The following is a 26,822-nucleotide window of genomic DNA, read 5'->3' as shown; positions in this document are numbered from 1 at the left end:
CACCGATTTCCAAGGAACCACATACATGAAGACCTCCGAGATCCGGAGCCGGTTCGTCGACTTCTTCGCGCGCCGCGACCACACCGTCGTCCCCAGTGCGTCGCTGCTGTACAACGACCCCACGCTGCTGTTCGTCAATGCGGGCATGGTGCCGTTCAAGCCGTACTTCCTGGGCGACGAGCCCGCGCCGTTCAAGCGCGCCGTCAGCTCGCAGAAGTGCGTGCGCACCCTCGACATCGACGAGGTGGGCAAGACGACCCGCCACGGCACGTTCTTCCAGATGCTGGGCAACTTCGCGTTCGGCGACTACTTCAAGGAAGGCGCCATCCAGTACGCCTTCGACCTGGTCACGGGCTCCGAGGCCGACGGCGGCTGGGGCTTCGACGCCGACAAGGTGTGGGTGACCGCCCTGTTCGGTGACCAGGAGACCATCGACCTGTGGCAGAAGGTCGGCATCCCGCGCGAGCACATCCAGGAACGCGGACTGAAGGACAACTACTGGCACATGGGCATCCCCGGGCCGGGCGGCCCGTGCTCGGAGATCTACATCGACCGTGGCCCGGAGTTCGGGCCCGACGGCGGCCCGGAGGCCGACGAGGACCGCTTCCTCGAGATCTGGAACCTGGTCTTCCAGCAGGAGGAACTCTCCCAGGTGCGCCGCAAGGACGACTTCGACGTGCTGCGGCCGCTGCCCAACCAGAACATCGACACGGGCTCCGGCCTGGAACGCGTGGCGTACCTCAAGCAGGGCGTGGCCAACATGTACGAGATCGACGAGGTCTACCCGGTCATCGCGAAGGCCTCCGAGCTCTCGGGCCGCACCTATGGCGCCAACGAGCTGGACGACATCCGTTTCCGCGTGGTCGCAGACCACGTCCGCTCCGGCCTGATGCTGATGACCGACGGCGTCACTCCCGGCAACGAGGCCCGCGGCTACGTGCTGCGCAGACTCCTTCGCCGCGTGGTGCGTGCCATGCGACTGCTCGGCGTGGCAGACCCGGTCCTGCAGGAACTGCTGCCCGTGTCGAAGGCCGCGATGTTGCCGTCGTTCCCCGAGATCGAGGACGCGTGGGGCCGCGTCTCCCAGTCGGCGTACGCCGAGGAGGAGTCGTTCCGCCGCACCCTGCAGTCGGGCACGGTGATGTTCGACACCGCCGTCGGCGAGGTCAAGAAGGGCTCGTCCACGACGCTGCCGGGCGACAAGGCGTTCCAGTTGCACGACACCTACGGCTTCCCGATCGACCTCACCATGGAGATGGCCGAGGAGCAGGGCCTCTCGGTGGACCGCGCCAAGTTCGACGAGCTCATGAAGGAGCAGAAGGAGCGCGCCCGCGCCGACGCCAAGGCGAAGAAGGGCGGGGCCACCTCCATGGAGGCCTACCGCCAGCTCCGCGAGAAGGGCGACGTGCCGTTCCTCGGCTACACCGACCTCGACGTGTCGACCACGGTGCGCGGGATCATCTCCGACGGCGTGGCGGTGGACCGAGCAACTGACGGCAGCACCGTCGAGATCGTGCTGGCCGAGACGCCGTTCTACGCGGAGGCCGGTGGCCAGGACGCAGACCGTGGCACCATCGTCGGCGACGGCTTCTCGCTCGACGTGGTCGACGTGCAGCGCCCCGTGCCCGGCCTCGTCGTCCACCGCGTCGAGGTGTTCGGTGAGCTGCCGCTGGGTGCCCAGGCGGACGCCCGCGTCGACGCCGCAGCCCGCCATGGCGCCTGCCAGGCGCACACCGCCACGCACATCGTGCACGCGGCGCTGCGCGAACTGGTGGGCTCCAACGCCACGCAGGCCGGCTCGTACAACAAGCCCGGCTACATGCGCTTCGACTTCTCCTCGCCCAAGGGCCTGTCAGACCAGCTGAAGGCCGAGGTGGAGGCGCGGGCAAACGAGGCGATCATCGCCAACCACGCCGTCACCGCCCAGCAGATGAAGTTGGAGGAGGCCAAGGCGCTCGGCGCCATGGCGATGTTCGGCGAGAAGTACCCGCCGATCGTGCGCATGGTCGAGCTCGCGGGCCCCTGGTCGCGGGAGCTGTGTGGCGGCACCCACGTCGCCAACACGGCGGAGATCGGCGTGCTGAACCTGCTCAGCGAGTCGTCGATCGGCTCCGGCGTGCGCCGTGTCGAGGCACTGGTCAGTACCGACGCGTTCGCCAAGTTCGCGGCCGAGCGGGCGCTGGTCAACCAGCTCACCGAGACCCTCCGTGTGCGGCCCGACAACCTGGTCGAGCGCATCGAGAAGCTCGTCGCGCAGCTGAAGGACGCGGAGAAGTCCATCGCGAAGCTGCAGTCGGAGAAGCTGCTCGCGGGGGCGGCCTCGCTCGTCGGCCAGGCGGTCGACGTGGCGGGCGTGCGGTTCCTCGGGGTCGAGACCCCGGGCGTGGGCGGCGGCGAGCTGCGCACCCTGGCCCTCGACCTGCGCGAGCGGCTCGGCAGCGAGCCCTCCGTCGTCGCCCTCATCGGCGGTGCCGAGAAGCCCACGGCGATCGTGGCCACGAATGAGGCCGCGCGCGGCCTTGGCCTGGGCGCGGGCCGGTTGATCTCGGTGGCCTGCGCGGCACTGGGCGGCAAGGGCGGCGGCAAGGACGACCTGGCCCAGGGCGGCGGCACGGACGCGACGGCGGCACCGCAGGCCATCGCGGCCGTCCGCGCGGCGCTGGAGGGGCGTGGCTGACGGCGCCCGCCTCGGCATCGACTGGGGCAAGGCGAGGATCGGGGTCTCGGCGAGCAACGCCGGGGTCTCCTTCGCCTACCCAGTCGAGACCGTCCAGGCGGGGCCCGACGAGCTGCGTCGGCTCGCGGCGATCGTCGCGGAGTACGAGCCGGAGGTGGTCTACGTCGGCCTGCCGCTGACCTTGACCGGTGAGCGCAGCTTCGCGGCGCAGTTCGTCATGGACAAGGCCGCGCAACTCGTACGTGCGCTCCCCGCGACACGAGTGATGCTCGTCGACGAGAGACTGAGCACCGCGTCGGCATCCCGTAGTCTGGGCGACGCGGGTCGACGCGCCAAGCAGCAACGCAGGGTCATCGACCAGGCCGCGGCCGTGGAGATCCTGCAGCGGGCCCTGGACGCGGAGGAGCGTGCCGGGCACGTGGTCGGAGAACCTGTAGAGCTGGAGGCAGAGTGAACGCACAGTTCACCGATAACGACGGGCGCCTGAACTGGCGCCGACTCGGGTACACGGCGCGCAGTGCCTTCGCGGTGCTGCTGTCGCTCACGGTGCTGATCGGCGGCGGCTGGTTCGTGTACTCGAAGGCCAACGACGCCTACATCGCGTGGCGCACCGCCGACGACTACCTGGGCGAAGGTACCGAAGACGTCCAGATCGTCATCCCGCGGGGCGCCTCGATCACGCAGATCGGCGAGATCCTCCGCGAGGCTGACGTCATCAAGTCCACCCGCACCTTCCGGCAGGTCGCCACCCGCAGCGGCGAGTCCGACAAGCTGCAGGCGGGCCGCTTCAACCTCAAGAAGCAGCTCCCGGCGGAGTCGGCGTTCAAGATGCTGCTGGACCCCGAGAACGTCGAGCGCCTGATGGTGACCTTCCCTGAGGGCACGGTCTCCGTGCGGCAGTGGCAGATCCTCGAGCGGCCCGCCAACGCCAAGATCGGCCTCACCTACGCCGACATGGAGGCCGCCGCAGCAGACCCGAGCATCTACCAGCTGCCCGGCTACGCCAACGGCCAGCTCGAGGGGTTCCTGTTCCCGTCGACCTACCAGGTGGGTGAGCCCGCCGTCGCGTCGCACCTCATCGGCACGCAGGTGGCGCAGTTCAACCGCGTCGCGGACAAGATCAAGCTCGAGGAGGGTGCGCAGGCGTTGGGGGTGACGCCGCGCAACATCGTCACCACCGCCTCGATCATCGCGGCCGAGGTGAGCAACGCCAAGGACCAGCCCATGGTCGCCCGCGTGATCTACAACCGCATCAACGCCGGCATGCCACTGCAGATGGACTCCACGGTGCATTACGCCGTCCAGCGGTGGGACACGGTCACCACCACGGCCGAGGAACGGGCCAACCCCTCGCCCTACAACACCTACGTGCACAAGGGCTACCCGCCGGGCCCCATCAGCAATCCCGGCGAGTCGGCGCTGCTGGCCGCGCTCAACCCGGCGGAGACCGACGCACTGTTCTTCGTGACGGTCAACCTGGACACCGGCGAGACCAAGTTCGCCGCCACCCTCGAGGAGCACCAGGCCAACCAGGCCGAGTTCCAACAGTGGTGCCAGGCCAACACCGGCCGCTGCAGCGGATGAACAGGTCAGGACGCCACCGGGCCGCCGTGATCGGCGACCCGGCCCACCACTCGCTGTCCCCGGCCATCCACCGCGCCGGTTACGAGGCCAACGGGCTCGACTGGCGCTACGAGGCGATCACCGTGTCGGCCGAGGAACTCGACGGCTTCGTGCGCGCCCGCCTGTACGACCCCGCCTGGGCGGGGCTGAGCGTCACCGCGCCGCACAAGGAGGCGATCGTCGCCTACGGCGAACCCGATGAGCCCACCCGCCTGGTCGGTGGCGGGAACACGCTCGTGTTCGGGCCGCACCCGAAGGTCTACAACACCGACGTACCCGGTTTCGTCCGGGCGTGGCGGGCCCACGGCCTGGACCGCCCCCGCAGCGCGGCCATCCTGGGCAACGGAGCGACGGCGCGCTCACTCGTGCTGGCCCTGGCCGGGCTCGCGGCCCGCGAGGTCGTCGTGCTGGCGCGGAGGCCGGAACGGGCCACGTCCATCCTCGAACTCACCCGCGCGCTGGGGCTCTCCGCAGAGGTGAGGCCACTGGGCGAGGACGTGGGGCCGGTCGACCTCGTGGCCTCCACCATCCCCGCATCAGCCACCGCGGCACACGCCGCCTCGCTCGCATCGGGCACCCGGGTGGTGTTCGACGCCGTCTACGACCCGTGGCCCACCCCGCTCGGGACGGCCGCAGAGCAGGCCGGCCGTGTGTCGCTCAACGGTCTGGACCTCCTCGCGGGCCAGGCCGTGGACCAGTTCTTCCTGCTCACCGGGCACGAGGTCACGTTCGAGGACTGCCGTTCGGCAGCCGGTCGGGAGCTCAAGAGGCGTTCCGGTCTCTGACACAATGACCCACATGCTTCGATACCTGACTGCCGGGGAATCCCATGGCCAAGCGCTCATCGCCACCATGGAGGGCATCCCCGCCCACGTACGCGTCGGGGTCGACGAGATCGCCGAGAACCTGCGCCGCCGTCGGCTGGGCGTGGGGCGCGGCGCGCGCATGAAGTTCGAGGCCGACGAGGTCACGCTCCTCGGCGGCTTCCGGCACGGCGAGACGCTCGGATCCCCGATCGCGATCATGGTGGGCAACACCGAATGGCCGAAGTGGGAGAAGGTCATGGCCCCCGGCGTGGTGGACGAGGCCGAACTGGCCGAGCTGGCCCGCAACGCCAAGCTCACCCGCCCCCGCCCCGGACACGCTGACCTCGCCGGCATGCAGAAGTACGACTTCGACGAGGCCCGGCCGCTCCTGGAACGCGCCTCCGCGCGCGAGACGGCGGCACGCGTCGCGCTCGGCACCGTCGCGCAGGCATTCCTCGCCCAGGCCTTCGGCATCACCGTGCTCAGCCACGTCGTCGAGCTCGGCCCGGTGCGCGCCACGCGGCCCGACCTCCCCACCATCGACGACCTCGCAGCCATCGACGCAGACCCGGTGCGGTGCTTCGACCCCGCCGCCTCGGTCGCGATGCAGGCCGAGGTCGAGGCATGCCAGAAGGAGGGCGACACCATGGGCGGCGTCGTCGAGGTGGTGGCCTGGGGGCTGCCCCCGGGCCTGGGCTCCCACACGCAGGGCGACCGCCGCCTCGACGCGAAGCTGGCCGGCGCCCTCATGGGCATCCAGGCCATCAAGGGGGTCGAGGTGGGCGACGGCTTCGAGCTGGCCCGCACCCGCGGCTCCCTGGCGCACGACGAGATCATCCCCACCGACGGCGGCATCCGCCGCGCCTCGCACCGCTCCGGCGGCACCGAGGGCGGCATGTCCACCGGTGAGGTGTTGCGCGTCCGTGCCGCCATGAAGCCCATCGCCACCGTGCCCCGTGCGCTGCGCACCATCGACACGACCACGGGGGAGGCCGCCGCCGCCCACCACCAGCGCTCCGACGTGTGCGCGGTGCCCGCCGCCGGCGTCGTGGCGGAGGCCATGGTGGCGCTGGTGCTCGCCGAGGTCGCCCTGGAGAAGTTCGGTGGCGACTCGCTGGGCGAGGCCCGGCGCAACCACGAGAGCTACCTCGCAGACGTGGCCGCCCGAGGCCTGGAGATCGGCCGATGAGCATTGCACTCATCGGAGCCCCCGGTGCCGGCAAGTCCACCGTCGGCAAGCGCCTGGCCCGCAAGCTGGGCAAGACGTTCGTGGACGTGGACCAGCGGATCGAGGAGGTCGAGGGCAAGCCCGTCTCGGAGATCTTCGCCGACGAGGGCGAGGAGTACTTCCGCGCCCTCGAACAGGAGGCGACCCTGGAGCTCCTGGCGGCCTACGAGGTGGTCTCGCTGGGCGGCGGCGCGGTCATGAACGAGGCCATCCAGCAGGCGCTGCGGGACGGCGGCCACGAAGTCATCTGGCTCAAGGTCTCCATCGGCCAGGCAACCCGTCGCGTGGGCATGAACAAGGCACGGCCGCTGCTGCTCGGCAACGTCCGCGGCCGGCTGATCGAACTGCTCCGGGAACGAAATCCCGTATATGAAGCGCTGGCCACCCAGATCGTGGAGACTGATGGTCGTGGCAGTTCCGAAGTGGCGGATGAACTTGCCACGGAGAGGGGCGCGGACCAATGAGCGTGCGAGTGGAATCCGCCCAAGGCCCTTATGACGTGCACATCGACCGCGGCGCGCTGACGCACCTGCCCGGCCTGCTGGGCGATGCCTCGCGCGTGGCCGTCATCCACCCCGAGCCCCTGCTGCCACTGGCGCAGAAGGTGGCGGCGACGGTGGGTCGCCCCGTCACGTTGATCGCCGTGCCCGACGCCGAGGCGGCGAAGACCTCCGAAGTGCTGGACGCGTGCTGGAACACGCTGGCCGAGGCCCGGTTCACCCGCAACGACGTGGTGATCGGCATCGGTGGCGGCACCACGACAGACCTGGCCGGCTTCGTGGCCGCGTCGTGGCTGCGCGGCGTCCCCTACGTCAGCGTCCCCACCTCGGTGCTGGCGATGGTCGACGCGGCCGTGGGCGGCAAGACCGGCATCAACCTGCCGGCGGGCAAGAACCTGGTGGGCGCGTTCTACGAGCCGGTGGGCGTGATCTGCGACCTGTCGCTGCTGGACACCCTGCCGGAGCGCGACGTACGCGCCGGGCTGGCGGAGGTCCTCAAGTGCGGCTTCATCGCCGACACCCGCATCGTCGAACTGGCCCGCGAGGACCTCGCGGACGCGGCAGACGTGACCAGCAGCCGGTTCGCCGAACTGGTCACCCGCGCCGTCCAGGTGAAGGCGACGGTGGTGGCGGCCGACTTCCGCGAATCCACGTCCAAGGGCACCAAGGTGGGGCGCGAGTCGCTCAACTACGGGCACACCCTGGGCCACGCCATCGAGGCGCACGCCGGCTACACGTGGCGCCACGGCGACGCGATCGCCGTCGGCATGGCCTGGTGCTCACGCGTGTCGCGGCAACTGCTGGGGCTCGACCATGAGTCGGTCGCGATGCACGACGACCTCCTCGGCGGCCTCGGCCTGCCGCTGCGCTACGAGCAGTCGGCCTGGGAGGAACTGCGTGCAATCATGAACCTCGACAAGAAGGCGCGCGGCTCCATGCTCCGCATCGTGGGGATCTCCGAGTTCGGCAAGCCCGTCGTCGTCGACGCCCCTGACGAGAAGGTCATGGTCGCGGCCTACCGCGAGCTCTCCTGACCAGCGCCCCCCCCAACGCGAGAGGCCCCGGAACACACGGTGTTCCGGGGCCTCTGCCGTGCGGGGACTATCGCAGTTCGGGGCCGCCGAACATCACGATGTTGTTGAAGACCCACTCGTTGGCCTGGCTGAACGCGTAGCCGCCAGTGCCCTCCGGGGTGGCCTTGTACACCGTCACCAGCGCGTACGAGCGGCAACCGTTGCGGCCGGTGGCCGCCGTGTCGCACTCGGTGCGCCACTTGCGCCCGTCCGCTGCCGTCCACTCGTTGGCGTGGCCGAGCGGGTTGGCAGCCCAGGCCTGACGGGTCATGTAGGGCAGGTAGGTGAGGTTGTTGAACGCCCACCCGCTCCGGCGGACGAACTGGCCGTCCTCGATGACCACGACGGTGGCCCAGATCTCGGTGCGGCACCGCAGCGTCTGCGAGTACGGCTCACACGTGGTGACCCAGTCGCGGCCGTTGAGGTGGAACCGGCCCGGTGCCGTGTACGGCGGAGTGGGCACGAACCTCTGCGGCGGGACGGTCGGGGTGGCCGACGGCGACTTCGACGGCTGGGGGCTGGGCTTGACGCCGGGGACCTCGATGCCCACCACGACGGGGTCGTGGTCGGACGATGCGAACTCGTCGGCCACGTGGTAGTCGGTGGTGTTGTAGTTGCGGCGCGAGTACTGGAACGCGATCGACTCGTCGCCGTTGATGTTCCACACGGCCGCGTCGGTCACCAGGTCGAGCGCGTCGGCGTTGGCGAACACGTGGTCGAGCGAGCCGAGGCGGCCCGAGAACTGGTAGGTCGCGTCCTGGGTCACGCCACCCTCGGTGAGGTTGGCGTAGCCGGCCGCCTCGATGATCTGGACCGGCGTCTCCTTGGTGTAGGCGTTGAAGTCACCCATCAGGAAGACGGCCTTGTCCTCGAACTCGTCGAACGTGTTGGCCCAGGTGCTCAGCGCGGTGGCCTGCGCCTCGCGCGACGGGTTGGCGTTGCCCTGACCCGTGCCGTCGTCGACGCCGGAACCCTTCGACTTGAAGTGGTTGACGATGGCGACGAACGTGGTGCCGCTGCCCTTCACCTTGAACTCCTGCGCCAGCGGCTGGCGCGCATCGGCGAAGGCGGCGTCGAGCAGGATGTGGGACGGGCCCACGAGCTCGATGGTGGCCGGGTCGTAGATGAAGGCCGTGCGGATCACGTCCTCGTTGGGCGGCGTCACCACGGGGCTGGGCGCGAACGCCCAGTTGCCGCCTGCGGCGTTGAGCGCCGCCACCAGGGTGGCGAGGGCCTTGTCGCGGGACTGGCCCGGCAGGTAGGTGATGCCGGCGCTGTTCTCGATCTCCTGCAGGCCCACGACGTCGGCGTCCAGCTTGTTGATGGCCGCGACGATCTTGGCCTCCTGGTCGGCGAAGGCCGACTCGGAGTAGGCACCGCGCACCTGGCAGCCGTTGGCGCCCACCGGGTTGCCGTACATGTCGTTGTAGGCGCGGCAGTCCGCCTCGGCGACGCCGAGGTCGTCGAAGTAGTTGAGCACGTTGAACGAGGCGAGCTGCACGTCACCGCCCACCGCGGGTGCCGTGGTGGGGCGGTCGTTGACCGAGGTCAGGAAGTCGACCTCGGGGCCCACCACCTGGCTCCTGGGCTGGTAGTTCCAGCCACCGAAGCGGTACTCGAGGATGACCGGCCCGTCGAACGTGACGGGGGAGCCGGTGCGCATCGGGGTCTCGGCGCTGAGGTAGGGCAGCGGGCTGGCCTTCGCCGTGGCGTTCGACATGTAGTTCCAGCTCGAGCCGTCGTCGAGCGTGATGGCCTTGCGCAGGTTGGCCTGCTCGTAGGCCAGCGCCTCAGCGCCGGGCCGGACGACGTCGGTGGCCTGGAACAGCGGCTCGGTGCCGAAGGCGAGGCCCAACGAGCCGTACTGGTTCAGCGCGTAGTTGTTCGTGATCGTGTAGGTGCCGGTGGGCTGGACCAGCATGCCCTCGTAGGCGTTCTTCACGTCGTCGGCGGGCAGCTCTGCCAGCGTCGTGGCCACCACCCGGGCGCAGTCGGCCATCGGCGTCAAGGCGGGCGACGAGAGCTGGGTGAGGCTGCCGCCGGCGCTGGAGTACTCGGCGACGGTGCCGCTCACCGTGTAGCACTGGCCGACGGTGGCGGCGGCTGCGGCGTTGCCCCAGACGAAGATGCCGTCGGAGGCGTCAGCCGCGGTCTTGGTGGTGCCGCCGGTGCCGGGGGTCTGGATGAAGGCGCCGTTGAAGCCGCCAGTGGGGTACGCGGCGGTCACGACGCCGACGGTGGTGACGGCCTGACCCTTGAGCGCTGACTCGGCGCCAGTGCCCTGGATCTGCGCGATCGTGATGGGTGCCTGCGGGGTGGGCTCCACCGTCGGGGTGGTGTCGGTGGGCGAAGCCGTGGGCGCCGGGCCCTCTGCGCCCGGGGTCACCGTCTTGGTGTAGGAGAAGTCCGCAGCGTTGTCGTCGGTGTCCGCGCCGCCCGTGCGGTTGATCGAACCCTGGTCTGCGTTGGCCCCTGGGTACGCCGCTGCCGCGGCCTCGAACCGTACCGCCGTGCCGTAGCCGACGAGGTCGACGGTGTCCGCGCCGTTGAGGAGGGTCACGGCCCGGTTGGTTCCGCTCAGGCTGAAGGTGCAGTCAAGGTTGGTCGTGACGGCCTCGCCCGTGGCACCGTTGCTGCCGGCACCGATGACGAAGTACCCGCCTGCGGCAACCGCGCCGCTGAGGGCGCAGCTGTTGCCGATGCCGGCGTTGGTCGCCGCGCTGTAGCCGAGCGTCCAGCCCGCGAGTTCGATGGACTGGCTGGTGGGGTTGTAGAGCTCGACGAACTTCTTGGTGTACGGGGCGTTGGCGCTGCCGCCGCGGGCGTAGACCTCGTTGATCACGAGGTGGTCGGCTGGTACCGCCTGTGCGGGCGCGGCGACGAATGAGGCGGCGAGCAACGCCGTCGTCGCGGCCAGCACGTAGAGGTGCTTGCGCATGGATCGGACTCCTACTGGAAGTGACGTCGCCGTCGGATGACGGCCACAGTGGGCCTCACCATAGAGGGATCCTGTCAACGATTTGCTCACCCCTGCAGATCGTTCAGGGGAAGTTCACCCGTGCTTGGCCAAGAATTCGTCCACGGCGCAGCGGCGTCGCACGTTTCGGCCGAACGCGGCTGGTCTAGGCTCATCCCATGTCCGAGGTGATCCGAGCCCTTGCGGTGGCGCTGCGGCTCGACATCGCCCAGTTCGGCACGGTGGGCACGTGGGCCGCGCTGGGGGTCGCGTTCATCGCAGGTGCCTCGACGATGCTCGGCCACGCCGCCATCCTCCTGCTCAACCGCATCAAGGGCCTGCGCCTGGTCACCACCCTCCTGATGAACTTCGTTTCGCTGGTGGTGCTGCACGTGGTCCAGGCGGCCGTCACCTGGGCCGTGACCTCGCTCGCGCTGCGTCGTGCCGCGCCGTTGATGCCGCTGGTGTTCGTCGGGCTGCTGTCGGTGGCGCCGCTCAGCTTCGCGTTCATCCAGGCGATGCCGCACTTCGGGTTGTTCTTCGGACGGGTGCTGCAGGGCTGGAGCTTCCTGATCCTGTGGTTCGGGCTCGACGTCGTGTTCGGCATCGGCCGGTGGTGGGGGCTGGTGTTCGCGCTGTCCGGCTGGGGCGTGATGCAGGTGCTCTCGCGGCTGCTGCAGCGCCCGGTCAACTGGGTGGGGTCACGGCTCTGGACGCTGGCGACGGGCCGGCCCACCGTCGTCACCTCGCGAGACATCCTCGCCGGGACGCCCGCCATGCCCGTGCTGGACCGCACGAGGCGGGAGCTGCAGGCGTGATCACCTGGGTGCTGGGCGGCGCGGTGCTGGTCGTGGCGGCGTTCGTCCTGCTGTCGCCGCTCGAGTCGCTGCGCTGGTGGGCGGACAAGGGGCAGGCCGAGATCGCCGCCACCTTCGAGCAGCTGCCGACGGAGGGGCTCCGCCCTTCCGAATCCACTGCGTTCGTCGTCTACCTGTCCGGCGTGGGCGTGCTCGGCGGGGACGCGCTCTCGGACCGCGAGAGGGCATGGCTGGACGCGGTGGGGGAGCGGGTGCCCAGCGCGGAGATCGTCTCCGACGTGTTCCCGTACGCCGTCGACAACCGTGGCCTGCTGCAGCGCGCAACCATGGGGCTGTGGAAGCTGCTCGACTGGACGCGCCGACACTGGCACTGGAACCCCGTGCACAACCTGATCAACGTGCGCAACATCGCCCAGGTGCTGGTCTCGGCGGACCCGCGCTATGGCCCCACGTTCAACATCGGGCTGGCCCAGGAGATCTGGCGCGCCCTGCAACGGCACGGGTACCGGCCAGGTAGCGGGGCACCCGTCACGCTCATGGGGCTCTCCGGCGGCGCGCAGATGGCGCTGGGCGCGGGCTGGTTCCTGCACGCACTCCAGGTGCCCGTCTCCATGATCAGCATCGGCGGCATCTTCGGCGACGACCCCGGGTTGGACCGGATGCGCCACGTGTGGCACCTCACCGGCACGGCCGACCACGCGCACCTCCTGGGGACCATCGCGTTCCCAGGCCGGTGGCCGACGGCACCGATGTCGCCGTGGGGCAGGGCCAAGCGGGAGGGACGGGTGAGTTTCCACACCATCGGCCCCATGGGCCACGACGGCACCAACGGCTACTACGGCAGGCGCGCCGTCGACGCGGAGGGCCGCAGCCATTTCGAGCTCACCCGGGACGCCGTCGTGGAGATCCTGACCACGGAGTGTGGACGATTTTCCACTCAGGGGGCCTGATCCCGTAGAATGCACTGTTGGCCGCAGCCCCCGATCCCCTGAGGAGAACAAGCAATGGTCTCGACCAACGATTTGAAGAACGGCATGGTCCTCGATCTCGATGGACAGCTGTGGCAGGTGCTGTGGTTCCAGCACCACAAGCCGGGCAAGGGCAACACCGTCGTGCGCTCCAAGCTGAAGCACGTGCTGACCGGCAAGATCATCGACAAGACCTTCAACTCCGACACCAAGGTCGACACCGCCAAGGTGGACCGCTCGGAGATGCAGTACCTCTACATCGACGGTGACGACTACGTCTTCATGGACAACACCACCTTCGAGCAGGTCCACGTGTCCGCCGAGACCGTCGGCGACGCGAAGGACTACCTCCTGGAGAACCAGAACGCCTTCGTCGCCACGCACGAGGGCAACCCGCTGTTCATCGAACTGCCCGCCTCCGTCGAACTCGTCGTCGACTACACCGAGCCCGGCCTGCAGGGAGACCGCTCCACCGGTGGCACCAAGCCCGCCACGCTGGAGACCGGCAAGCAGATCCAGGTGCCCCTCTTCATCACCACCGGTGAGAAGATCAAGGTCGACACCCGCGACGGTTCCTACCTCGGACGCGTCTCCAGCTAGATGACCGAGCGCTCCTCCCACTACAGCGCACAGACGAAGGCCCGCAAGGCTGCTCTCGACATCCTCTTCATGGCGGAGCAGCGCGGCGCCTCGCTGGCCGAGACGTACACGGAACAACGCAGCCTCAGCGGCGGCACCGTGCGCGACCTGACGCGTGAGATCGTCTTCGGCGTCGCCGAGCACTTCGATGCCATCGACGCCCGCATCGCCGCAGCGACCTCCCCGGCATGGCCCCTCGAGCGCATGCCCTCGGTCGACCGGAACATCGCCCGCATGGCGATCTACGAGCTCGACTACACCGACACCCCGCCCGCCGCAGTGATCTCCGAGGCGGTACGCCTCGCGGGAGACCTGTCCACCGACGAATCACCGACGTTCCTCAATGGCCTGTTGGCCAAGGCCGCCGGCGCGAAGCCAACCACGAACTGATACCCGAAAGAGGTAACGCATGAGTCCCGTTCCCGCACTGTTGGTCTTGGAGGATGGGCGCGTGTTTCGTGGCCAGTCCTTCGGCGCCACTGGCGAGACGTTCGGCGAGCTGGTGTTCTCCACCGGCATGTCCGGATACCAGGAGACCCTGACAGACCCCAGTTACCGCGGACAGGTGGTGCTCGCCACCGCCCCGCACATCGGCAACACCGGCTGGAACGACGAGGACGGCGAGTCCGGTCGCATCTGGGTGGCCGGCTACATCGTGCGGGACCCCTCACCTCGCCCGTCGAACTGGCGCTCGGCGCGCAGCCTCGACGAGGAGATGCGGGCCCAGGGCATCGTCGGCATCTGCGACATCGACACCCGTGCGCTCACCCGGCACATCCGTGACCTCGGCGCCATGCGGGTGGGCATCTCCACCGAGACCGACAACGCCGACGAGCTGCTGGCCCGTGTCCTGGCGCAGCCGATGATGGCGGGCCAGGACCTCGTGGGCGACGTGACCACCCAGATGCCCTACACCGTCGAGGCGCAGGGCGAGAAGAAGTTCACCGTCGTGGCCGTCGACCTCGGCATCAAGTCCATGACCCCCGCCCAGCTCGCCGCGCGCGGCCTGGACGTGCACGTCGTGCCGGCGCACGCCACGTTCGACGAGGTCATGAGCTACGCACCCGACGGCGTCTTCTTCAGCAACGGCCCGGGCGACCCATCGACGGCCGACGCCCCGACGGCGCTGCTCGGCGAGGTCCTCAAGGCGAAGGTGCCGTTCTTCGGCATCTGTTTCGGCAACCAGCTGTTCGGCCGGGCGCTGGGCTTCGACACCTACAAGCTGAAGTTCGGCCACCGCGGCATCAACCAGCCCGTGGTCGACCGCACCACCGGGCGCATCGAGGTCACGGCCCACAACCACGGCTTCGCCGTCGACGCGCCGCTGGACGAGGCCACCGACACCGAGTTCGGCCAGGTGACCGTCAGCCACAAGTGCCTCAACGACGACGTCGTCGAGGGCCTCGAGCTGCGCCGCGACGGCGAACTGGTGGCCTTCTCCGTCCAGTTCCACCCGGAGGCCGCCGCAGGCCCCCACGACGCCAACTACCTCTTCGACCGGTTCGTGTCGGTCATCTCGGCCGGAAAGGACGCCTGATGCCCCGTCGCACAGACATCTCGTCGATCCTCGTGATCGGCTCGGGCCCGATCGTGATCGGTCAGGCCTGCGAGTTCGACTACTCCGGCACCCAGGCGTGCCGTGTCCTCCGCGAGGAGGGCTACCGCGTGGTGCTCGTCAACTCGAACCCGGCCACGATCATGACCGACCCGGACTTCGCGGACGCGACGTACGTCGAGCCCATCACCCCTGAGTTCGTCGAGCGGGTCATCGCGAAGGAACGCCCCGACGCGGTGCTGGCGACGCTGGGCGGCCAGACGGCGCTCAACACCGCCGTCGCGCTGCACGACAACGGCGTGCTGGAGAAGTACGGCGTGGAGCTCATCGGCGCCTCGATCGACGCGATCCAGCGCGGCGAGGACCGTGAACAGTTCAAGGAGATCTGCCTCGCCCTGGACATCCCCGGCGGCCCGCCCGAGGTGGCCAAGTCCCACATCTGCCACACCATGGACGAGGTGCTGGCCGCGGCCGAGGACCTGGGCTACCCGGTCGTCGTGCGCCCCTCGTTCACCATGGGCGGCGTCGGTTCGGGCTTCGCCCACGACGAGGCCCAACTGCGCAACATCGCCGGCGCCGGCCTGGCCGCCTCCCCGGTCACGGAGGTCCTCATCGAGGAATCCATCCTGGGCTGGAAGGAGTACGAGCTCGAGGTGATGCGCGACAAGGCGGACAACGTCGTGATCATCTGCTCCATCGAGAACTTCGACCCGATGGGCGTGCACACCGGCGACTCCATCACCGTCGCCCCGGCCATGACGCTCACGGACCGCGAGTTCCAGCGCATGCGCGACGTGGGCATCGGCGTCATCCGCGCGGTCGGCGTCGACACCGGCGGCTGCAACATCCAGTTCGCGGTCAACCCCGTCGACGGGCGCATGATCGTCATCGAGATGAACCCGCGGGTGTCGCGCTCCTCGGCGCTGGCGTCGAAGGCCACCGGCTTCCCGATCGCCAAGATCGCCGCCAAGGTCGCCGTCGGCTACACGCTCGACGAGATCCCCAACGACATCACCAAGGAGACGCCCGCCAGCTTCGAGCCGACGCTGGACTACGTCATCGTCAAGGTGCCCCGGTTCGCATTCGAGAAGTTCCCGGCGGCGGACCCGTACCTCACCACCCACATGAAGTCGGTCGGCGAGGCCATGGGCATCGGCCGCAACTTCACCGAAGCGCTCGGCAAGGCGCTGCGCTCGATGGAGGACCCGAAGGCCCCCTTCGAGTTCAACATGCCCATCGCGGAGAGCGTCGAGGAACTGCTCGAACTCGCGTCGCGGCCGTTCGACGGCAGGCTCCAGGTGGTCATGAAGGCGCTGCGTGCCGGTGCCACCGTCGACCAGGTCTTCGAGGCCACCAAGATCGACCCGTGGTTCATCGACCAACTCGTCATCCTGCTCGACGTCGCCCGCGAGGTGCGCGACGCCGCGGAACTGACCGCAGGGCTGCTGCGCCGTGCGAAGCGCCACGGGCTCAGCGACCAGCAGATCGGCAAGCTGCGCAACCTCACCACCGACGTCGTCCGGGGCGTGCGGCACGCGCTGGGCATCCGCCCGGTCTACAAGTCGGTCGACACCTGCGCGGCCGAGTTCGAGGCCACCACGCCCTACCTGTACTCGTCCTACGACGAGGAGACGGAGGTGCCCAGCCGCACCAAGGAGGCGGTGCTGATCCTCGGCTCCGGCCCCAACCGCATCGGCCAGGGCATCGAGTTCGACTACTCCTGCGTGCACGCCACCATGGCGCTGCGCGAGGCCGGCTACGAGACCGTGATGGTCAACTGCAACCCGGAGACGGTCTCGACCGACTACGACACCTCGGACCGCCTGTACTTCGAGCCGCTCACGGCCGAGGACGTCCTCGAGATCTACCACGCAGAGCTCCAGGCCGGCCCCGTCGCGGGCGTCATCTGCCAGCTCGGCGGCCAGACGCCGCTCAAGCTCGCCCAGACGCTCAAGGACGCGGGCGTGCCCATCGTCGGCACCTCGCCCGAGGCCATCAACCTGGCCGAGGAGCGCGGCGCCTTCGGGCGGGTCCTCGCGCGCGCTGGGCTGCCCGCCCCGAAGCACGGCATGGCCGTGACTGCCGACGAGGCCAAGGCGATCGCCGCCGAGATCGGCTACCCGGTGCTCGTGCGGCCCAGCTACGTGCTGGGCGGACGGGGCATGCAGATCGTCTACAACGACGAGGCGCTCGAGACCTACATCGCCAAGGCCACCGAGGTCAGCGAGGACCAGCCGGTGCTGGTCGACCGGTTCCTGGACGACGCCGTCGAGATCGACGTCGACGCGCTCTATGACGGCACCGAGCTCTACATCGGCGGCATCATGGAGCACATCGAGGAGGCCGGCATCCACTCCGGCGACTCCTCCTGCGCGCTGCCGCCCATCACCCTGGGTGACGCGATCATCGAGCAGATCCGCTCGTCGACCCTGGCCATCGCGGCCGGCGTCGGGGTACGGGGCCTGCTCAACATCCAGTACGCGCTGCACGCGGACACGCTCTACGTGCTCGAGGCCAACCCCCGCGCCTCGCGCACCGTGCCGTTCGTGTCCAAGGCGACCAACAGGTCGCTTGCCAAGGCCGCGGCGCTGATCATGATGGGCCGCACCATCGCCGAGCTGCGCGCCAGCGGCATGCTCGGCGCAGAGGGAGACGGCTCCACGCCGCGCCCCGGTGCCCCGGTCGCCGTCAAGGAAGCCGTGATGCCGTTCAACCGGTTCCGCACCACTGCGGGCGCCTTCGTCGACACCCTGCTCGGGCCCGAGATGCGCTCCACGGGCGAGGTCATGGGCCTGTCGGACAACTTCGGCACGGCGTTCGCCAAGTCGCAGAGCGCGGGCGGCGGCCCGCTCCCGACCGGAGGCACGCTCTTCGTCTCGATCGCCGACCGCGACAAGCGCCACGCGATCTGGCCGATCAAGCGCCTGGTCGACCTCGGGTTCCGCGTCCTGGCGACCTCGGGCACCGCCTCCGTGCTGCGGCGCAACGGCGTGGAGGCCGAGGAGGTGCTCAAGCTCTCCGAGCTGAAGGAGGGCGACGAGCACAAGTCCATCGTCGAGATGATCAAGTCGGGCGAGATCGACCTGATCTTCAACACGCCGGAGGGCTCCGCGTCGGGTGCCAGCACCCGCGAGGACGGCTACCTCATCCGCACCGCTGCCGTGCTGGCCGACGTGCCGTCGATCACGACGGTGCCCGGCCTGGCCGCCGCGACGCAGGGCATCGAGGCGCTCCAGCGCGGTGAGGTGGGCGTGCGTTCGCTGCAGGACTGGGCGAACAGCTGATGGCCGGCCTCGTCACCCGCGGGCTCCGCACGGGGTACCACTGCCTGCGCGCAGGCCTGTTCCGCTCGGCCGGCGGAGACCCCGAGCGGGTGCACGAGGCCATGATCGACCTGCTGGCGAAGGCCCCCGGAGGGGCCCGCGCCAAGGTGTCGGACCCGGTGACGGTGGCGGGCATCCGCTTCCCGAACCGGGTCGGCCTGGCCGCCGGGCTCGACAAGGACGGCGTCGCCGCCCAGACGTGGGCGCGGTTCGGGTTCGGGTTCGCCGAACTCGGCACCGTCACGGCGCTGGCCCAACCCGGCAACCCCAAGCCCCGTGTGTTCCGGGCGGTCACGTCGCAGGGCATCGTCAACCGGATGGGCTTCAACAACAGGGGGGCTGCGGCCCTCGCGGAGACGTTGCGGGCCAAGGGTGTGCGGCGCGGCAACCACGCCGTCGGCATCCCGCTGGGCATCTCCATCGGCAAGTCCAAGGTGACACCGCTCGAGGAGGCCACGGCGGACTACCTCACCTCGCTGCGGTTGTTGGCGCCCCTGGCCGACTATGTCGCCGTCAACGTGTCCAGCCCCAACACCCCCGGCCTGCGCAGCCTCCAGGCGGCGCACGAGCTGGGGGCCCTGCTGGGTGCGCTCACCGACGAGGCCGCGGCGCTCGACCGTCGTCGCCCGGTGCCGATCTTCGTCAAGCTCGCGCCTGACCTGGAGGGCGCCGACCTGGCCGAGACGCTCGCGGTGGTCAACGCGTCGGCCGTCTCGGGCGTCATCGCCACGAACACCACGCTGGCGCGGCACGGGCTCAGCCCGGCGGACCGGCACCTCGCCGGGGAGGCCGGTGGCCTCAGTGGCCGGCCGCTCACCGCCCGGGCGCTGTCCTTCGTCGAGCACCTCGCGGCCTCGACGTCCCTGCCCGTCATGGGCGTCGGCGGCATCATGACGCCGGCAGACGGCAGCCGCATGTTCGACGCCGGCGCGTCGATGCTGCAGATCTACACCGGATTCATCTACGAGGGCCCCGCACTGGTGCGGGGCATCCACGAGTACAGGAGGGCCTCATGACCTACGCCCAGCGACTGGCGGCCGTCACGGCAGAGCGTGGCCGGCTCTGCGTCGGCATCGATCCCATGCCGGCCGTCCTCGATGCCTGGGGCCTGCCGCACACCGTCGACGGGCTCGAGCGCTGCGCCCGGGGCATCGTCGAGGAGATCGGCAGCTCGATCGCCGTGTTCAAGCCGCAGTCGGCGTTCTTCGAGGCGTTCGGCTCGCGCGGCGTCGCCGTGCTGGAGCGCGTGCTGGGCGACATCCGCGCCGCCGGTGCCCTCAGCATCCTCGACGTCAAGCGTGGCGACATCGGCTCGTCGATGGCCGGATACGCCGCCGCCTTCCTGGGCGACGACGCGCCCACCCGCGCCGACGCCATCACGCTGTCGCCGTACCTGGGCGTCGGCTCGCTGAAGCCGGCGATCGACGCAGCGGTGGCCGGGGGTCAGGGCCTCTACGTGCTGGCCCGAACCTCCAACCCGGAGGGTGCGGAGATCCAGCTCGCGGACGCCGGGGAAGTCACCGTCGCCCAGCACGTGGTCGACACCATCGCTGCGCTCAACCCCGAGGCCGACCACGCCGTCGGCCTGGTGGTCGGTGGTACCCACACCGACTCAGGGTGTGATCTCACCGCTTTCAACGCCTCGGTGCTGGTGCCCGGAATCGGTGCTCAGGGCGGGACGATCGAGGCCCTCTCGAAGCTGTTCGGACAAAGCTTGCCGCACGTGCTGCCCACCGCAAGCCGGGGGGTCATCGGTCATGGACGTGACAAGCTGAAAGCCAATGCGCACGCCCTTGTCGCCGAGATTGCCTCCCTGTTGCCCTGATGCGGGCAAATCTCACCCCTAGGGCTGAAGTTTGCGCTCCGACGCGGTATGTTTCTCGCATCACCTCAGCGCCATGGCAACGGTGTTATGAGCAATTACCTTGAAGGGACACTCCAATGGCAATCCCCCAACTGAGCAGCGCACAGCTGGAGTCGGCCAGGGCAGCGGCTACCGAGGCGCGGCGCGCCCGTGCGAACCTCAAGGAGCAGGTCAAGAACGGCGACCTCTCCTTCACTGATGCGCTGAACAAGGCGGTCGACGACGACACGCTGTCGCGCATCAAGGTGGTCGACCTGCTCCGCGCCATGCCCCGCGTCGGCGTCACCCGCGCCTCCGAGATCATGGAGAACCTCCAGATCGCCCCCAACCGTCGCATCCGCGGCCTTGGCCGCCACCAGGTCGTGCGCCTGACTGAACTGTTCCAGTGATCCACCGGTAGGCTCGGCCGGGTGACTTCTTCTCCTGTGTGGGTGATCTCGGGGCCGAGCGCCGTTGGCAAGGGCACTGTGTGCGCGCGGTTGCGCACCCTGCATCCGGAACCCTTCTACTCCGTCTCCATGACCACGCGCCGCGCGCGGCCCGGTGAGGTGGAGGGAAAGAGCTACCACTTCGTCAGCATCGACGAGTTCCGTGACCTGATCGCAAACGGCGAACTGCTGGAGTACGCGGAGGTGCACGGCAACTACTACGGCACCCCACGCCGACCCGTCCTCGCCGCGGTCGCTGAGGGGCGCCCCGTCATCCTGGAGATCGACCTCCAAGGAGCCCGGCAGGTGAAGAAGAACCTGCCCGAGGCCCGTCTGGTCTTCCTCAGCCCGCCGTCGTGGGACGAACTGGTGAGCCGCCTGCGGGGGCGTGGCACGGAGGACGACGAGTCGATGGCAAGGCGTCTCGCCACCGCGAAGGTCGAACTCGCGCAGGTGGGGGAGGCCGATCACGAGATCGTCAATGTCTCGATCGATGAAACGGTCGACGCTTTGGTAAGCTTGATGGGCTTGTGACCGGATGTTCTGTGCTCACAACGTGAAAGGATCACCTTGAACACGCAGCCTGAAGGCATCACCAACCCGCCGATCGACAACCTGCTCGAGAACATCGACTCGAAGTACCGGCTCGTCCTGTTCGCGGCGAAGCGCGCCCGTCAGATCAACGCCTACTTCTCGCAGCTCGGCGAGGGCCTGCTGGAGAACGTCGGCCCGCTGGTGTCGGCCGCTCCCGAGGAGAAGCCCCTCTCCATCGCCCTGCGCGAGATGAACGAGGGCCTCCTCCAGTACACGGAGATCGACCCCAACGCCGAAGAGGTCGCCGCGGCCGTCAGCGACGTCGATCCCGCCTTCGCCTTCGTCGATCCGTTCGCGGACACCGACGTCGCGTCCTCCTGACGCACCCCAAGGGGGCGGCTTGTCGCCGCCACGAAACACCCCTTTCCCACTATGCGGCTTGTTGCCGCGCTAGGAGTGCTCTGCCATGAGCCGTCTGTTCACCTCGGAGTCGGTCACCGAAGGCCATCCGGACAAGATCGCTGATTCCATTTCCGACGCCGTGCTCGACGGCCTGCTGGAGCAGGACCGCGAGGCGCGGGTCGCCGTCGAGACCCTCGTCACCACCGGGCTGGTGGTCGTCGCCGGTGAGGTGTCGACGAGCGGCTACGTCGACGTCGCCAACCTCGCCCGCAAGCGCATCCTCGAGATCGGCTACGACTCGTCGAGCAAGGGCTTCGACGGCGCCTCCTGCGGCGTGACGGTCGCCATCGGCGCCCAGTCGCCGGACATCGCGCAGGGCGTCGACGACGCCTACGAGCGGCGCGTCGACGCGGACGGCGACCTCGCCAGCGCGCAGGGCGCGGGAGACCAGGGCCTCATGTTCGGGTTCGCCTGCAACGAGACCGAGGCGCTGATGCCCCTGCCGATCGAGCTGGCGCACCGGCTGGCGGAGCAACTCACGGCGGTCCGCAAGGACGGCACCCTCGACTACCTGCGCCCCGACGGCAAGACCCAGGTGACCGTGCGCTACGGCGACGACGGGCAGCCCGAGGGCATCGACACCGTGGTGGTCAGCACCCAGCACCGGGCGGACGTCGCGCAGCCGCACATCCACAAGGACCTGCGCCGCGACGTGATCGCGCCCGTGCTGGAGCGGTACGGCTTCGGCATGCCAGAGCGCGTGCTCATCAACCCCACCGGCAAGTTCGTCATCGGCGGCCCCATGGGCGACGCCGGCGTGACCGGCCGCAAGATCATCGTCGACACCTACGGCGGCATGGCCCGCCACGGTGGCGGCGCCTTCTCCGGCAAGGACCCGTCTAAGGTGGACCGCTCCGGTGCGTACGCCACGCGCTGGGTGGCCAAGAACGTGGTGGCCGCCGGCCTGGCGGACCGCTGCGAGGTGCAGGTGGCCTACGCCATCGGCAAGGCGCACCCCGTCGGCTTCTACCTGGACACGTTCGGCACCGGCAAGGTGCCCGAGGAGCAGATCCGCAGCGCGGTGCTCGCGACGTTCGACCTGCGTCCCGGCGCCATCATCCAGGACCTCGACCTGCTGCGCCCCATCTACTCCGACGTGACGGTCTACGGCCACTTCGGCCGCACCACCTCGTCGGCCACGTGGGAGCGCACCGACCGGGCCCAGGCACTGGCGGCCGCAGTCAAGGGATGACGTGACGGGCCGGGTGGCGAGGGTCGCCGTCGACGTGGCGCTGGCCCACCTGGACCGGCTCTTCGACTACGAGATCCCCGAGCAGCTGGCAGACGCGGCCACCGTCGGCGCCAGGGTGAAGGTGCCCTTCGCCGGCACCCAGCGCGACGGCTGGCTCATCGAGATCGCAGAGACCTCCGAGGTCGCGTCGCTGGCGCGCCTCGGCAAGGTCGTCTCGTCCGAACCCCTGGCCACGCCCGAGACCCACGCACTGATCCGGGCCGTGGCAGACCACTACGCGGGCGTCTGGTCCGACGTGGCGCGGCTGGCGATCCCGCCGCGCCACGCGGCCACCGAGAAGGCGCCCCAGCGGGAGTGGCCGGCGCCCCGTGAACTGGAGCGGGCCTCCGTGCTCCCCGCATACCCGGATGGCCATGCGCTGCTCGAGGCCCTGGCCACCGGGCGCTCACCCCGGTTGCTCTGGCAGGCGTCGGCCGTGCACGGCGGCCCCGGTGATCTCCTGGGCGGGGTGATCGAGGCCGTCGACGCCACGCTACGGTCGGGCCGCTCCGCCGTGGTGGTGCTGCCGACCGTCCGCGAACTCACTCCTGCCGTGGCCCGGTTCCGAGCGGCGTTCGGCCACGGCGCGGTGGGCGCGCTCGCCTCCGAGGCCGGGCGATCCGCCCGCTACCGCGCATACCTGGCAGCGTCCCGTGGGCAGGCGCGCATCATGCTCGGCACGCGCAGCGCAGTGTTCGCGCCTGTGCGCGACCTCGGGCTGGTCGTCGTCGTCGACGACGGACACGACGCCCACGAGGAACTGCGCGCGCCGTATCCGCACGCGCGCGCCGTCGCCATCCTGCGCTCGGCGCGCCAGAACGCGGCGCTCATGCTGGCCGGCCACTCCCGCAGCGTCGACGCGCAGGCCCTCGTCGAGCGTGGCTGGCTGGCGGAACTCGGCCTGTCGCCGGCGGAGGCGAGGCGCGTGGTGGCGCCGGTCCGCGCCGTGGGCGAGGTGGAACGCGAGCACGACCCCACGGCCGCGAGGCTGCGCATCCCCTCCATGGCCTTCCGCTTCCTGCGTGACCACCTCCCGCAGGGGCCCGTGCTCGTCCAGGTGCCGATGACCGGCCATTCGGCGTCTCTGGCGTGCCAGCGATGTGGCAATCGGGCGACGTGCTCGAAGTGCAGCGGGCCCATGCGCGCGCGCCGCCGCGACGAACCCGAATGCGCACTGTGCGGTTTCAAGCCGGCCCGGTGGACCTGCCAGCACTGCCACACGTCGCGCCTGCGGACGCCGCTCCCGGGCGCCGCGCGCACGGCGGAGGAGTTGGCACGCGCGTTTCCGGGCGTGCTGGCAGTCAACTCGTCGGCCAGGAACATCCGCGACGAGATCCCCGACGAGCCGGCCATCGTCGTCGCCACTCCCGGCGCCGAGCCGGCAGCCCCCTCGGGATACGCAGGGGTGCTCGTGCTCGACACCGAGGTGACGTTGTCGCGGGTCAGCCTGCGCGCCGCCGAGGAGGCCGTGCGCAGGTGGTCGAACGCCGCCGCCATGGCCAGACGCCCCGTCGACGGCGGGTCGGTGCTGCTGGTCGGCTCCGCCACGCATCCCGCGGTGCAGGCGATGCTGAGGGCAGACCTGGCCGGGTTCGCCTCGCGCGAGCTGGCCGACAGGGCCGACGCGGGCCTGACGCCCGGCGTCAAGATGGCCCGCATCGTCGGCGACGCCGACGCCCTGCGCGAGTTCCTCGACAACGACGACTGGGCCGGGGTGGATATCCTCGGTCCGACAGAGGTGGGCACCGAACGCTGGGCGGCCCTGCTGCGCACCCCGGTCGAGGGCGCCCGAGACCTGACCCGGCGCGTCAAGAGCGCAGCCGCCATCCGCTCCGCCCGCAAGGAACGGGGCCAGCTCAGCATCCACGTCGACCCCGAATCCCTGGAGGACAGATGAGGCTCGTGTTCGCCGGCACCCCCGAGGTGGCCGTCCCGTCCCTGAACGCGCTAGCGGAGTCCGGCCACGAGGTCGTGGCAGTGGTCACCCGTCCGGATGCCCCTGCCGGCCGGGGGCGCAAGCTGACGCCCTCGCCGGTCGCGGTGCGCGCCGCGGAACTGGGCATCGAGGTCCTCAAGCCCGCGCATCCCAAGGACCCCGAGTTCCAGGACCGGCTCCGGGCGCTCGACGTGGACCTGTGTCCGGTGGTGGCCTACGGCGCGCTGCTGCCGCAATCCGCCCTCGACATCCCGCGCCACGGGTGGCTCAACCTCCACTTCTCGCTGCTGCCCCGCTGGCGCGGCGCGGCGCCGGTGCAGCGCGCCGTCATGGCCGGTGACGCGGAGATCGGCACCGCGTGCTTCCAGATCGTGCGGGAGCTCGACGCCGGCGACGTCTACCTGATGGAGTCGCAGCCCATGCCCGACGCGACGGCGGGCGAGCTCCTGACGTCGCTCGCCGAGAGCGGGGCCGGGCAACTGGTGCGCGCCGTCGACATGGTGGCGGCAGGGGAGAGCCCCACGCCGCAGCCCACCGAGGGCGTCACCGTGGCGGCCAAGATCACCGTCGAGGAGGCCCGCATCGAGTGGACCCGGCCCGCGCGGCACCTGCGCAACCTCATCATGGGCTGTTCACCGGACCCCGGCGCCTGGTGCGAACTCGACGGGCAGCGGTTCAAGGTCTACCGCGTCGCCGTGGCGGAGCAGCAACTGGCGCCGGGCGAGCTGCTGGCCACCAAGCGGCAGGTCTTCGTCGGCACCGGCGCGGGCGCGCTCGAGCTGCTCGAGGTGCAGGCACCCGGGAAGCGCCGGATGCCCGCGGCGGACTGGGCGCGTTCGGGCGTGGCAGGGAAGGTGCTGACGTGAACCCGCGCAGGGTCGCCTTCGACGTGCTGCGCCAGATCACCGGCGAGCACGCCTACGCCAACCTGGCGCTGGCGAAGCGGTTGGCGACGGCGGGGCTCGACACGCGCGACGCCGGGCTGGTCACCGAACTGGTGTCGGGCACCTGCCGTCTGATGGGCACCTATGACCGGGTCATCGAGGCCGCCGCCGGCCGGGAGCTCGGGTCGCTGCAGCCCGCCGTCGTCGACCTCCTGCGGCTGGGCGCCCACCAACTGCTCGGCATGCGGATGAAGAAGTACGCGGCGGTGACCTCGACGGTGGACCTGGCCCGCGCCACCGTCGGCCAGCGCGTCACCGGGCTGGTCAACGCGATCATGCGCAAGATCTCCGCGCGCGACCTCGACGGGTGGCTCGACGAGTTGTCCCGCGGCGCAGATGCGCTGGACGAGCTCGCCATCCGTGGGCACCATCCGCGCTGGATCGTGGACGCCTACGCCGAACTGCTCACTCCCGATGAGCTCCCGCGTGCGCTGGCAGCGAACAACGAAGCCCCGCATCCGACGCTGGTGGTGCGGCCCGGCCTGGCGACGATCGACGACCTGGAGGGCGCGGTGGCCACCCGGTTCTCGCCGTTCGGCGCCACCACCGCGGGGGCGCCGGCGGAGCAGGCTCCGGTCCGGCAGGGGCGCGTGGGCGTACAGGACGAGGGCTCCCAACTCGTGGCCTGGGCACTGGCGCTCACCGAGGCACCGGAGGGGCCGTGGCTCGACATGTGCGCCGGGCCGGGCGGCAAGGCGGCGCTGCTCGCCGGCCTCGCGCGCGGGCAGCACACCTGGCTGGTGGCGTCGGAGGCGCAGGAGCACCGGGCCCGGCTGGTGCAGCAGGCCCTGGCGGCGTACCCCGACGGCACCGTGACGATCACCGCTGACGGCACGCGACCCGCCTGGGGCAGGCAGTTCGCGAAGGTGATGGTGGACGTGCCGTGCAGCGGCCTGGGTGCCCTGCGCCGCCGGCCTGAATCCCGCTGGCGCAGAAGGCCCGAGGACGTCACCGCCCTGGGCGGCCTGCAGCGCGACCTCCTGCGGCAGGCGATCGCGTCGACGCTGCCCGGGGGAGTGGTGGCCTACGTGACGTGCTCGCCGCACCGAGCCGAGACCGTCGAGGTGGTCGACGACGTGCTGGCCGAGCACCCGGAGGTGACGCGGCTGCGCGCCGCCGACGCGCTGCCGGAGGTCCCGGACAGCGCGTTGGGCGACGACGTGCAGCTGTGGCCGCAGCGCCATGGGACCGACGCCATGTACCTGTCGCTCCTGCGGGTCGGCGAAGGGTGGGCGGGGGAGCCTCGATAGGCTGGGG

At 70.1% G+C, this 26,822-nt stretch carries 23 protein-coding genes; 22 read left to right on the top strand and 1 reads right to left on the bottom strand.

All coding sequences use genetic code 11. The features are described from left to right. The first annotated feature begins 25 nt into the window (after positions 1-25). From alaS to aroB, 7 genes are read left to right on the top strand one after another with little or no spacing between them, the layout of a single operon-like run. Positions 26-2,677 carry an alanine--tRNA ligase gene (gene alaS / locus ABEA30_RS10940; protein ID WP_345582740.1) on the top strand — a complete coding sequence of 884 codons (2,652 nt, stop codon included), beginning with the start codon at positions 26-28 and terminating at the stop codon, positions 2,675-2,677. Further along, on the top strand, positions 2,670-3,131 hold the full coding sequence (ruvX, locus tag ABEA30_RS10935) for a Holliday junction resolvase RuvX (RefSeq protein WP_345582738.1): 462 nt from the start codon (positions 2,670-2,672) through the stop codon (positions 3,129-3,131). Before alaS ends, ruvX begins: the two co-directional genes overlap by 8 nt. Then, the gene (mltG, locus tag ABEA30_RS10930; RefSeq protein WP_345582736.1) at positions 3,128-4,261 is read left to right on the top strand and encodes an endolytic transglycosylase MltG; all 1,134 of its coding nucleotides are present in this window, start codon (positions 3,128-3,130) and stop codon (positions 4,259-4,261) included. Before ruvX ends, mltG begins: the two co-directional genes overlap by 4 nt. Continuing rightward, positions 4,258-5,085, top strand: coding sequence for a shikimate dehydrogenase family protein (locus ABEA30_RS10925; protein ID WP_345582734.1), 828 nt, complete (start codon positions 4,258-4,260; stop codon positions 5,083-5,085). Before mltG ends, ABEA30_RS10925 begins: the two co-directional genes overlap by 4 nt. Positions 5,086-5,098: 13 nt before the next feature. Then, positions 5,099-6,295, top strand: coding sequence for a chorismate synthase (gene aroC, locus ABEA30_RS10920; RefSeq protein WP_345582732.1), 1,197 nt, complete (start codon positions 5,099-5,101; stop codon positions 6,293-6,295). After that, the gene (locus ABEA30_RS10915; protein ID WP_345582730.1) at positions 6,292-6,798 is read left to right on the top strand and encodes a shikimate kinase; all 507 of its coding nucleotides are present in this window, start codon (positions 6,292-6,294) and stop codon (positions 6,796-6,798) included. The genes aroC and ABEA30_RS10915 overlap by 4 nt, the downstream gene beginning before the upstream one ends. Beyond that, positions 6,795-7,868, top strand: a complete 1,074-nt coding sequence (aroB, locus tag ABEA30_RS10910; RefSeq protein WP_345582728.1) for a 3-dehydroquinate synthase — start codon at positions 6,795-6,797, stop codon at positions 7,866-7,868. Before ABEA30_RS10915 ends, aroB begins: the two co-directional genes overlap by 4 nt. Before the next feature lie 67 nt (positions 7,869-7,935). On the opposite strand, the gene ABEA30_RS10905 is transcribed toward aroB, so the two are convergent. Beyond that, on the bottom strand, positions 7,936-10,845 hold the full coding sequence (locus ABEA30_RS10905) for an ExeM/NucH family extracellular endonuclease (RefSeq protein WP_345582726.1): 2,910 nt from the start codon (positions 10,843-10,845) through the stop codon (positions 7,936-7,938). 197 nt (positions 10,846-11,042) lie between these two features. On the opposite strand from ABEA30_RS10905, the gene ABEA30_RS10900 reads away from it, so the two are divergent. The 15 genes from ABEA30_RS10900 (at position 11,043) to ABEA30_RS10830 (ending at position 26,815) form a co-directional block, all read left to right on the top strand. After that, positions 11,043-11,681, top strand: coding sequence for a hypothetical protein (locus ABEA30_RS10900; RefSeq protein ID WP_345582724.1), 639 nt, complete (start codon positions 11,043-11,045; stop codon positions 11,679-11,681). Then, positions 11,678-12,631: a hypothetical protein gene (locus ABEA30_RS10895; RefSeq protein ID WP_345582722.1), complete on the top strand. Its 954-nt coding sequence runs from the start codon at positions 11,678-11,680 to the stop codon at positions 12,629-12,631. Before ABEA30_RS10900 ends, ABEA30_RS10895 begins: the two co-directional genes overlap by 4 nt. Positions 12,632-12,685: 54 nt before the next feature. Then, entirely contained in the window at positions 12,686-13,249 is a 564-nt protein-coding gene (gene efp, locus ABEA30_RS10890; RefSeq protein ID WP_345582721.1) for an elongation factor P, read from the top strand. Then, the gene (gene nusB, locus ABEA30_RS10885) at positions 13,250-13,678 is read left to right on the top strand and encodes a transcription antitermination factor NusB (RefSeq protein ID WP_345582719.1); all 429 of its coding nucleotides are present in this window, start codon (positions 13,250-13,252) and stop codon (positions 13,676-13,678) included. A 19-nt stretch (positions 13,679-13,697) separates the two neighbouring features. After that, entirely contained in the window at positions 13,698-14,825 is a 1,128-nt protein-coding gene (gene carA, locus ABEA30_RS10880) for a glutamine-hydrolyzing carbamoyl-phosphate synthase small subunit (RefSeq protein WP_345582717.1), read from the top strand. After that, positions 14,825-18,127 (top strand): carbamoyl-phosphate synthase large subunit, encoded by a 3,303-nt coding sequence (gene carB / locus ABEA30_RS10875; RefSeq protein WP_345582715.1) that lies wholly within the window; start codon positions 14,825-14,827, stop codon positions 18,125-18,127. Before carA ends, carB begins: the two co-directional genes overlap by 1 nt. Continuing rightward, complete coding sequence (locus ABEA30_RS10870; RefSeq protein WP_345582713.1) at positions 18,127-19,182, top strand: quinone-dependent dihydroorotate dehydrogenase; 1,056 nt, start codon at positions 18,127-18,129, stop codon at positions 19,180-19,182. The genes carB and ABEA30_RS10870 overlap by 1 nt, the downstream gene beginning before the upstream one ends. After that, positions 19,179-19,991, top strand: coding sequence for an orotidine-5'-phosphate decarboxylase (pyrF, locus tag ABEA30_RS10865; protein ID WP_345582711.1), 813 nt, complete (start codon positions 19,179-19,181; stop codon positions 19,989-19,991). The genes ABEA30_RS10870 and pyrF overlap by 4 nt, the downstream gene beginning before the upstream one ends. 116 nt (positions 19,992-20,107) lie before the next feature. Then, complete coding sequence (gene mihF / locus ABEA30_RS10860) at positions 20,108-20,419, top strand: integration host factor, actinobacterial type (RefSeq protein WP_345582709.1); 312 nt, start codon at positions 20,108-20,110, stop codon at positions 20,417-20,419. A gap of 21 nt (positions 20,420-20,440) precedes the next feature. Continuing rightward, complete coding sequence (gene gmk, locus ABEA30_RS10855) at positions 20,441-20,992, top strand: guanylate kinase (RefSeq protein ID WP_345582707.1); 552 nt, start codon at positions 20,441-20,443, stop codon at positions 20,990-20,992. 36 nt (positions 20,993-21,028) lie between these two features. Continuing rightward, a complete protein-coding gene (gene rpoZ, locus ABEA30_RS10850) occupies positions 21,029-21,373 on the top strand; it encodes a DNA-directed RNA polymerase subunit omega (protein WP_345582705.1) in 345 nt (114 codons plus the stop codon). Between the two features lie 85 nt (positions 21,374-21,458). Next, on the top strand, positions 21,459-22,646 hold the full coding sequence (metK, locus tag ABEA30_RS10845; protein ID WP_345582703.1) for a methionine adenosyltransferase: 1,188 nt from the start codon (positions 21,459-21,461) through the stop codon (positions 22,644-22,646). A gap of 1 nt (position 22,647) precedes the next feature. Beyond that, positions 22,648-24,582 carry a primosomal protein N' family DNA-binding protein gene (locus ABEA30_RS10840; protein WP_345582701.1) on the top strand — a complete coding sequence of 645 codons (1,935 nt, stop codon included), beginning with the start codon at positions 22,648-22,650 and terminating at the stop codon, positions 24,580-24,582. Next, entirely contained in the window at positions 24,579-25,487 is a 909-nt protein-coding gene (fmt, locus tag ABEA30_RS10835) for a methionyl-tRNA formyltransferase (protein WP_345582699.1), read from the top strand. Before ABEA30_RS10840 ends, fmt begins: the two co-directional genes overlap by 4 nt. Next, the gene (locus tag ABEA30_RS10830; protein WP_345582697.1) at positions 25,484-26,815 is read left to right on the top strand and encodes an RsmB/NOP family class I SAM-dependent RNA methyltransferase; all 1,332 of its coding nucleotides are present in this window, start codon (positions 25,484-25,486) and stop codon (positions 26,813-26,815) included. Before fmt ends, ABEA30_RS10830 begins: the two co-directional genes overlap by 4 nt. The last annotated feature ends 7 nt before the right edge of the window (positions 26,816-26,822 follow it).

Source organism: Tessaracoccus lubricantis (assembly GCF_039544535.1).
In the GTDB taxonomy this organism is placed as follows: Bacteria; Actinomycetota; Actinomycetes; order Propionibacteriales; family Propionibacteriaceae; genus Arachnia; species Arachnia lubricantis.
The sequence above is the reverse complement of the archived record's forward strand: the minus strand, read 5'-3'. Positions and strand labels throughout refer to the sequence as shown.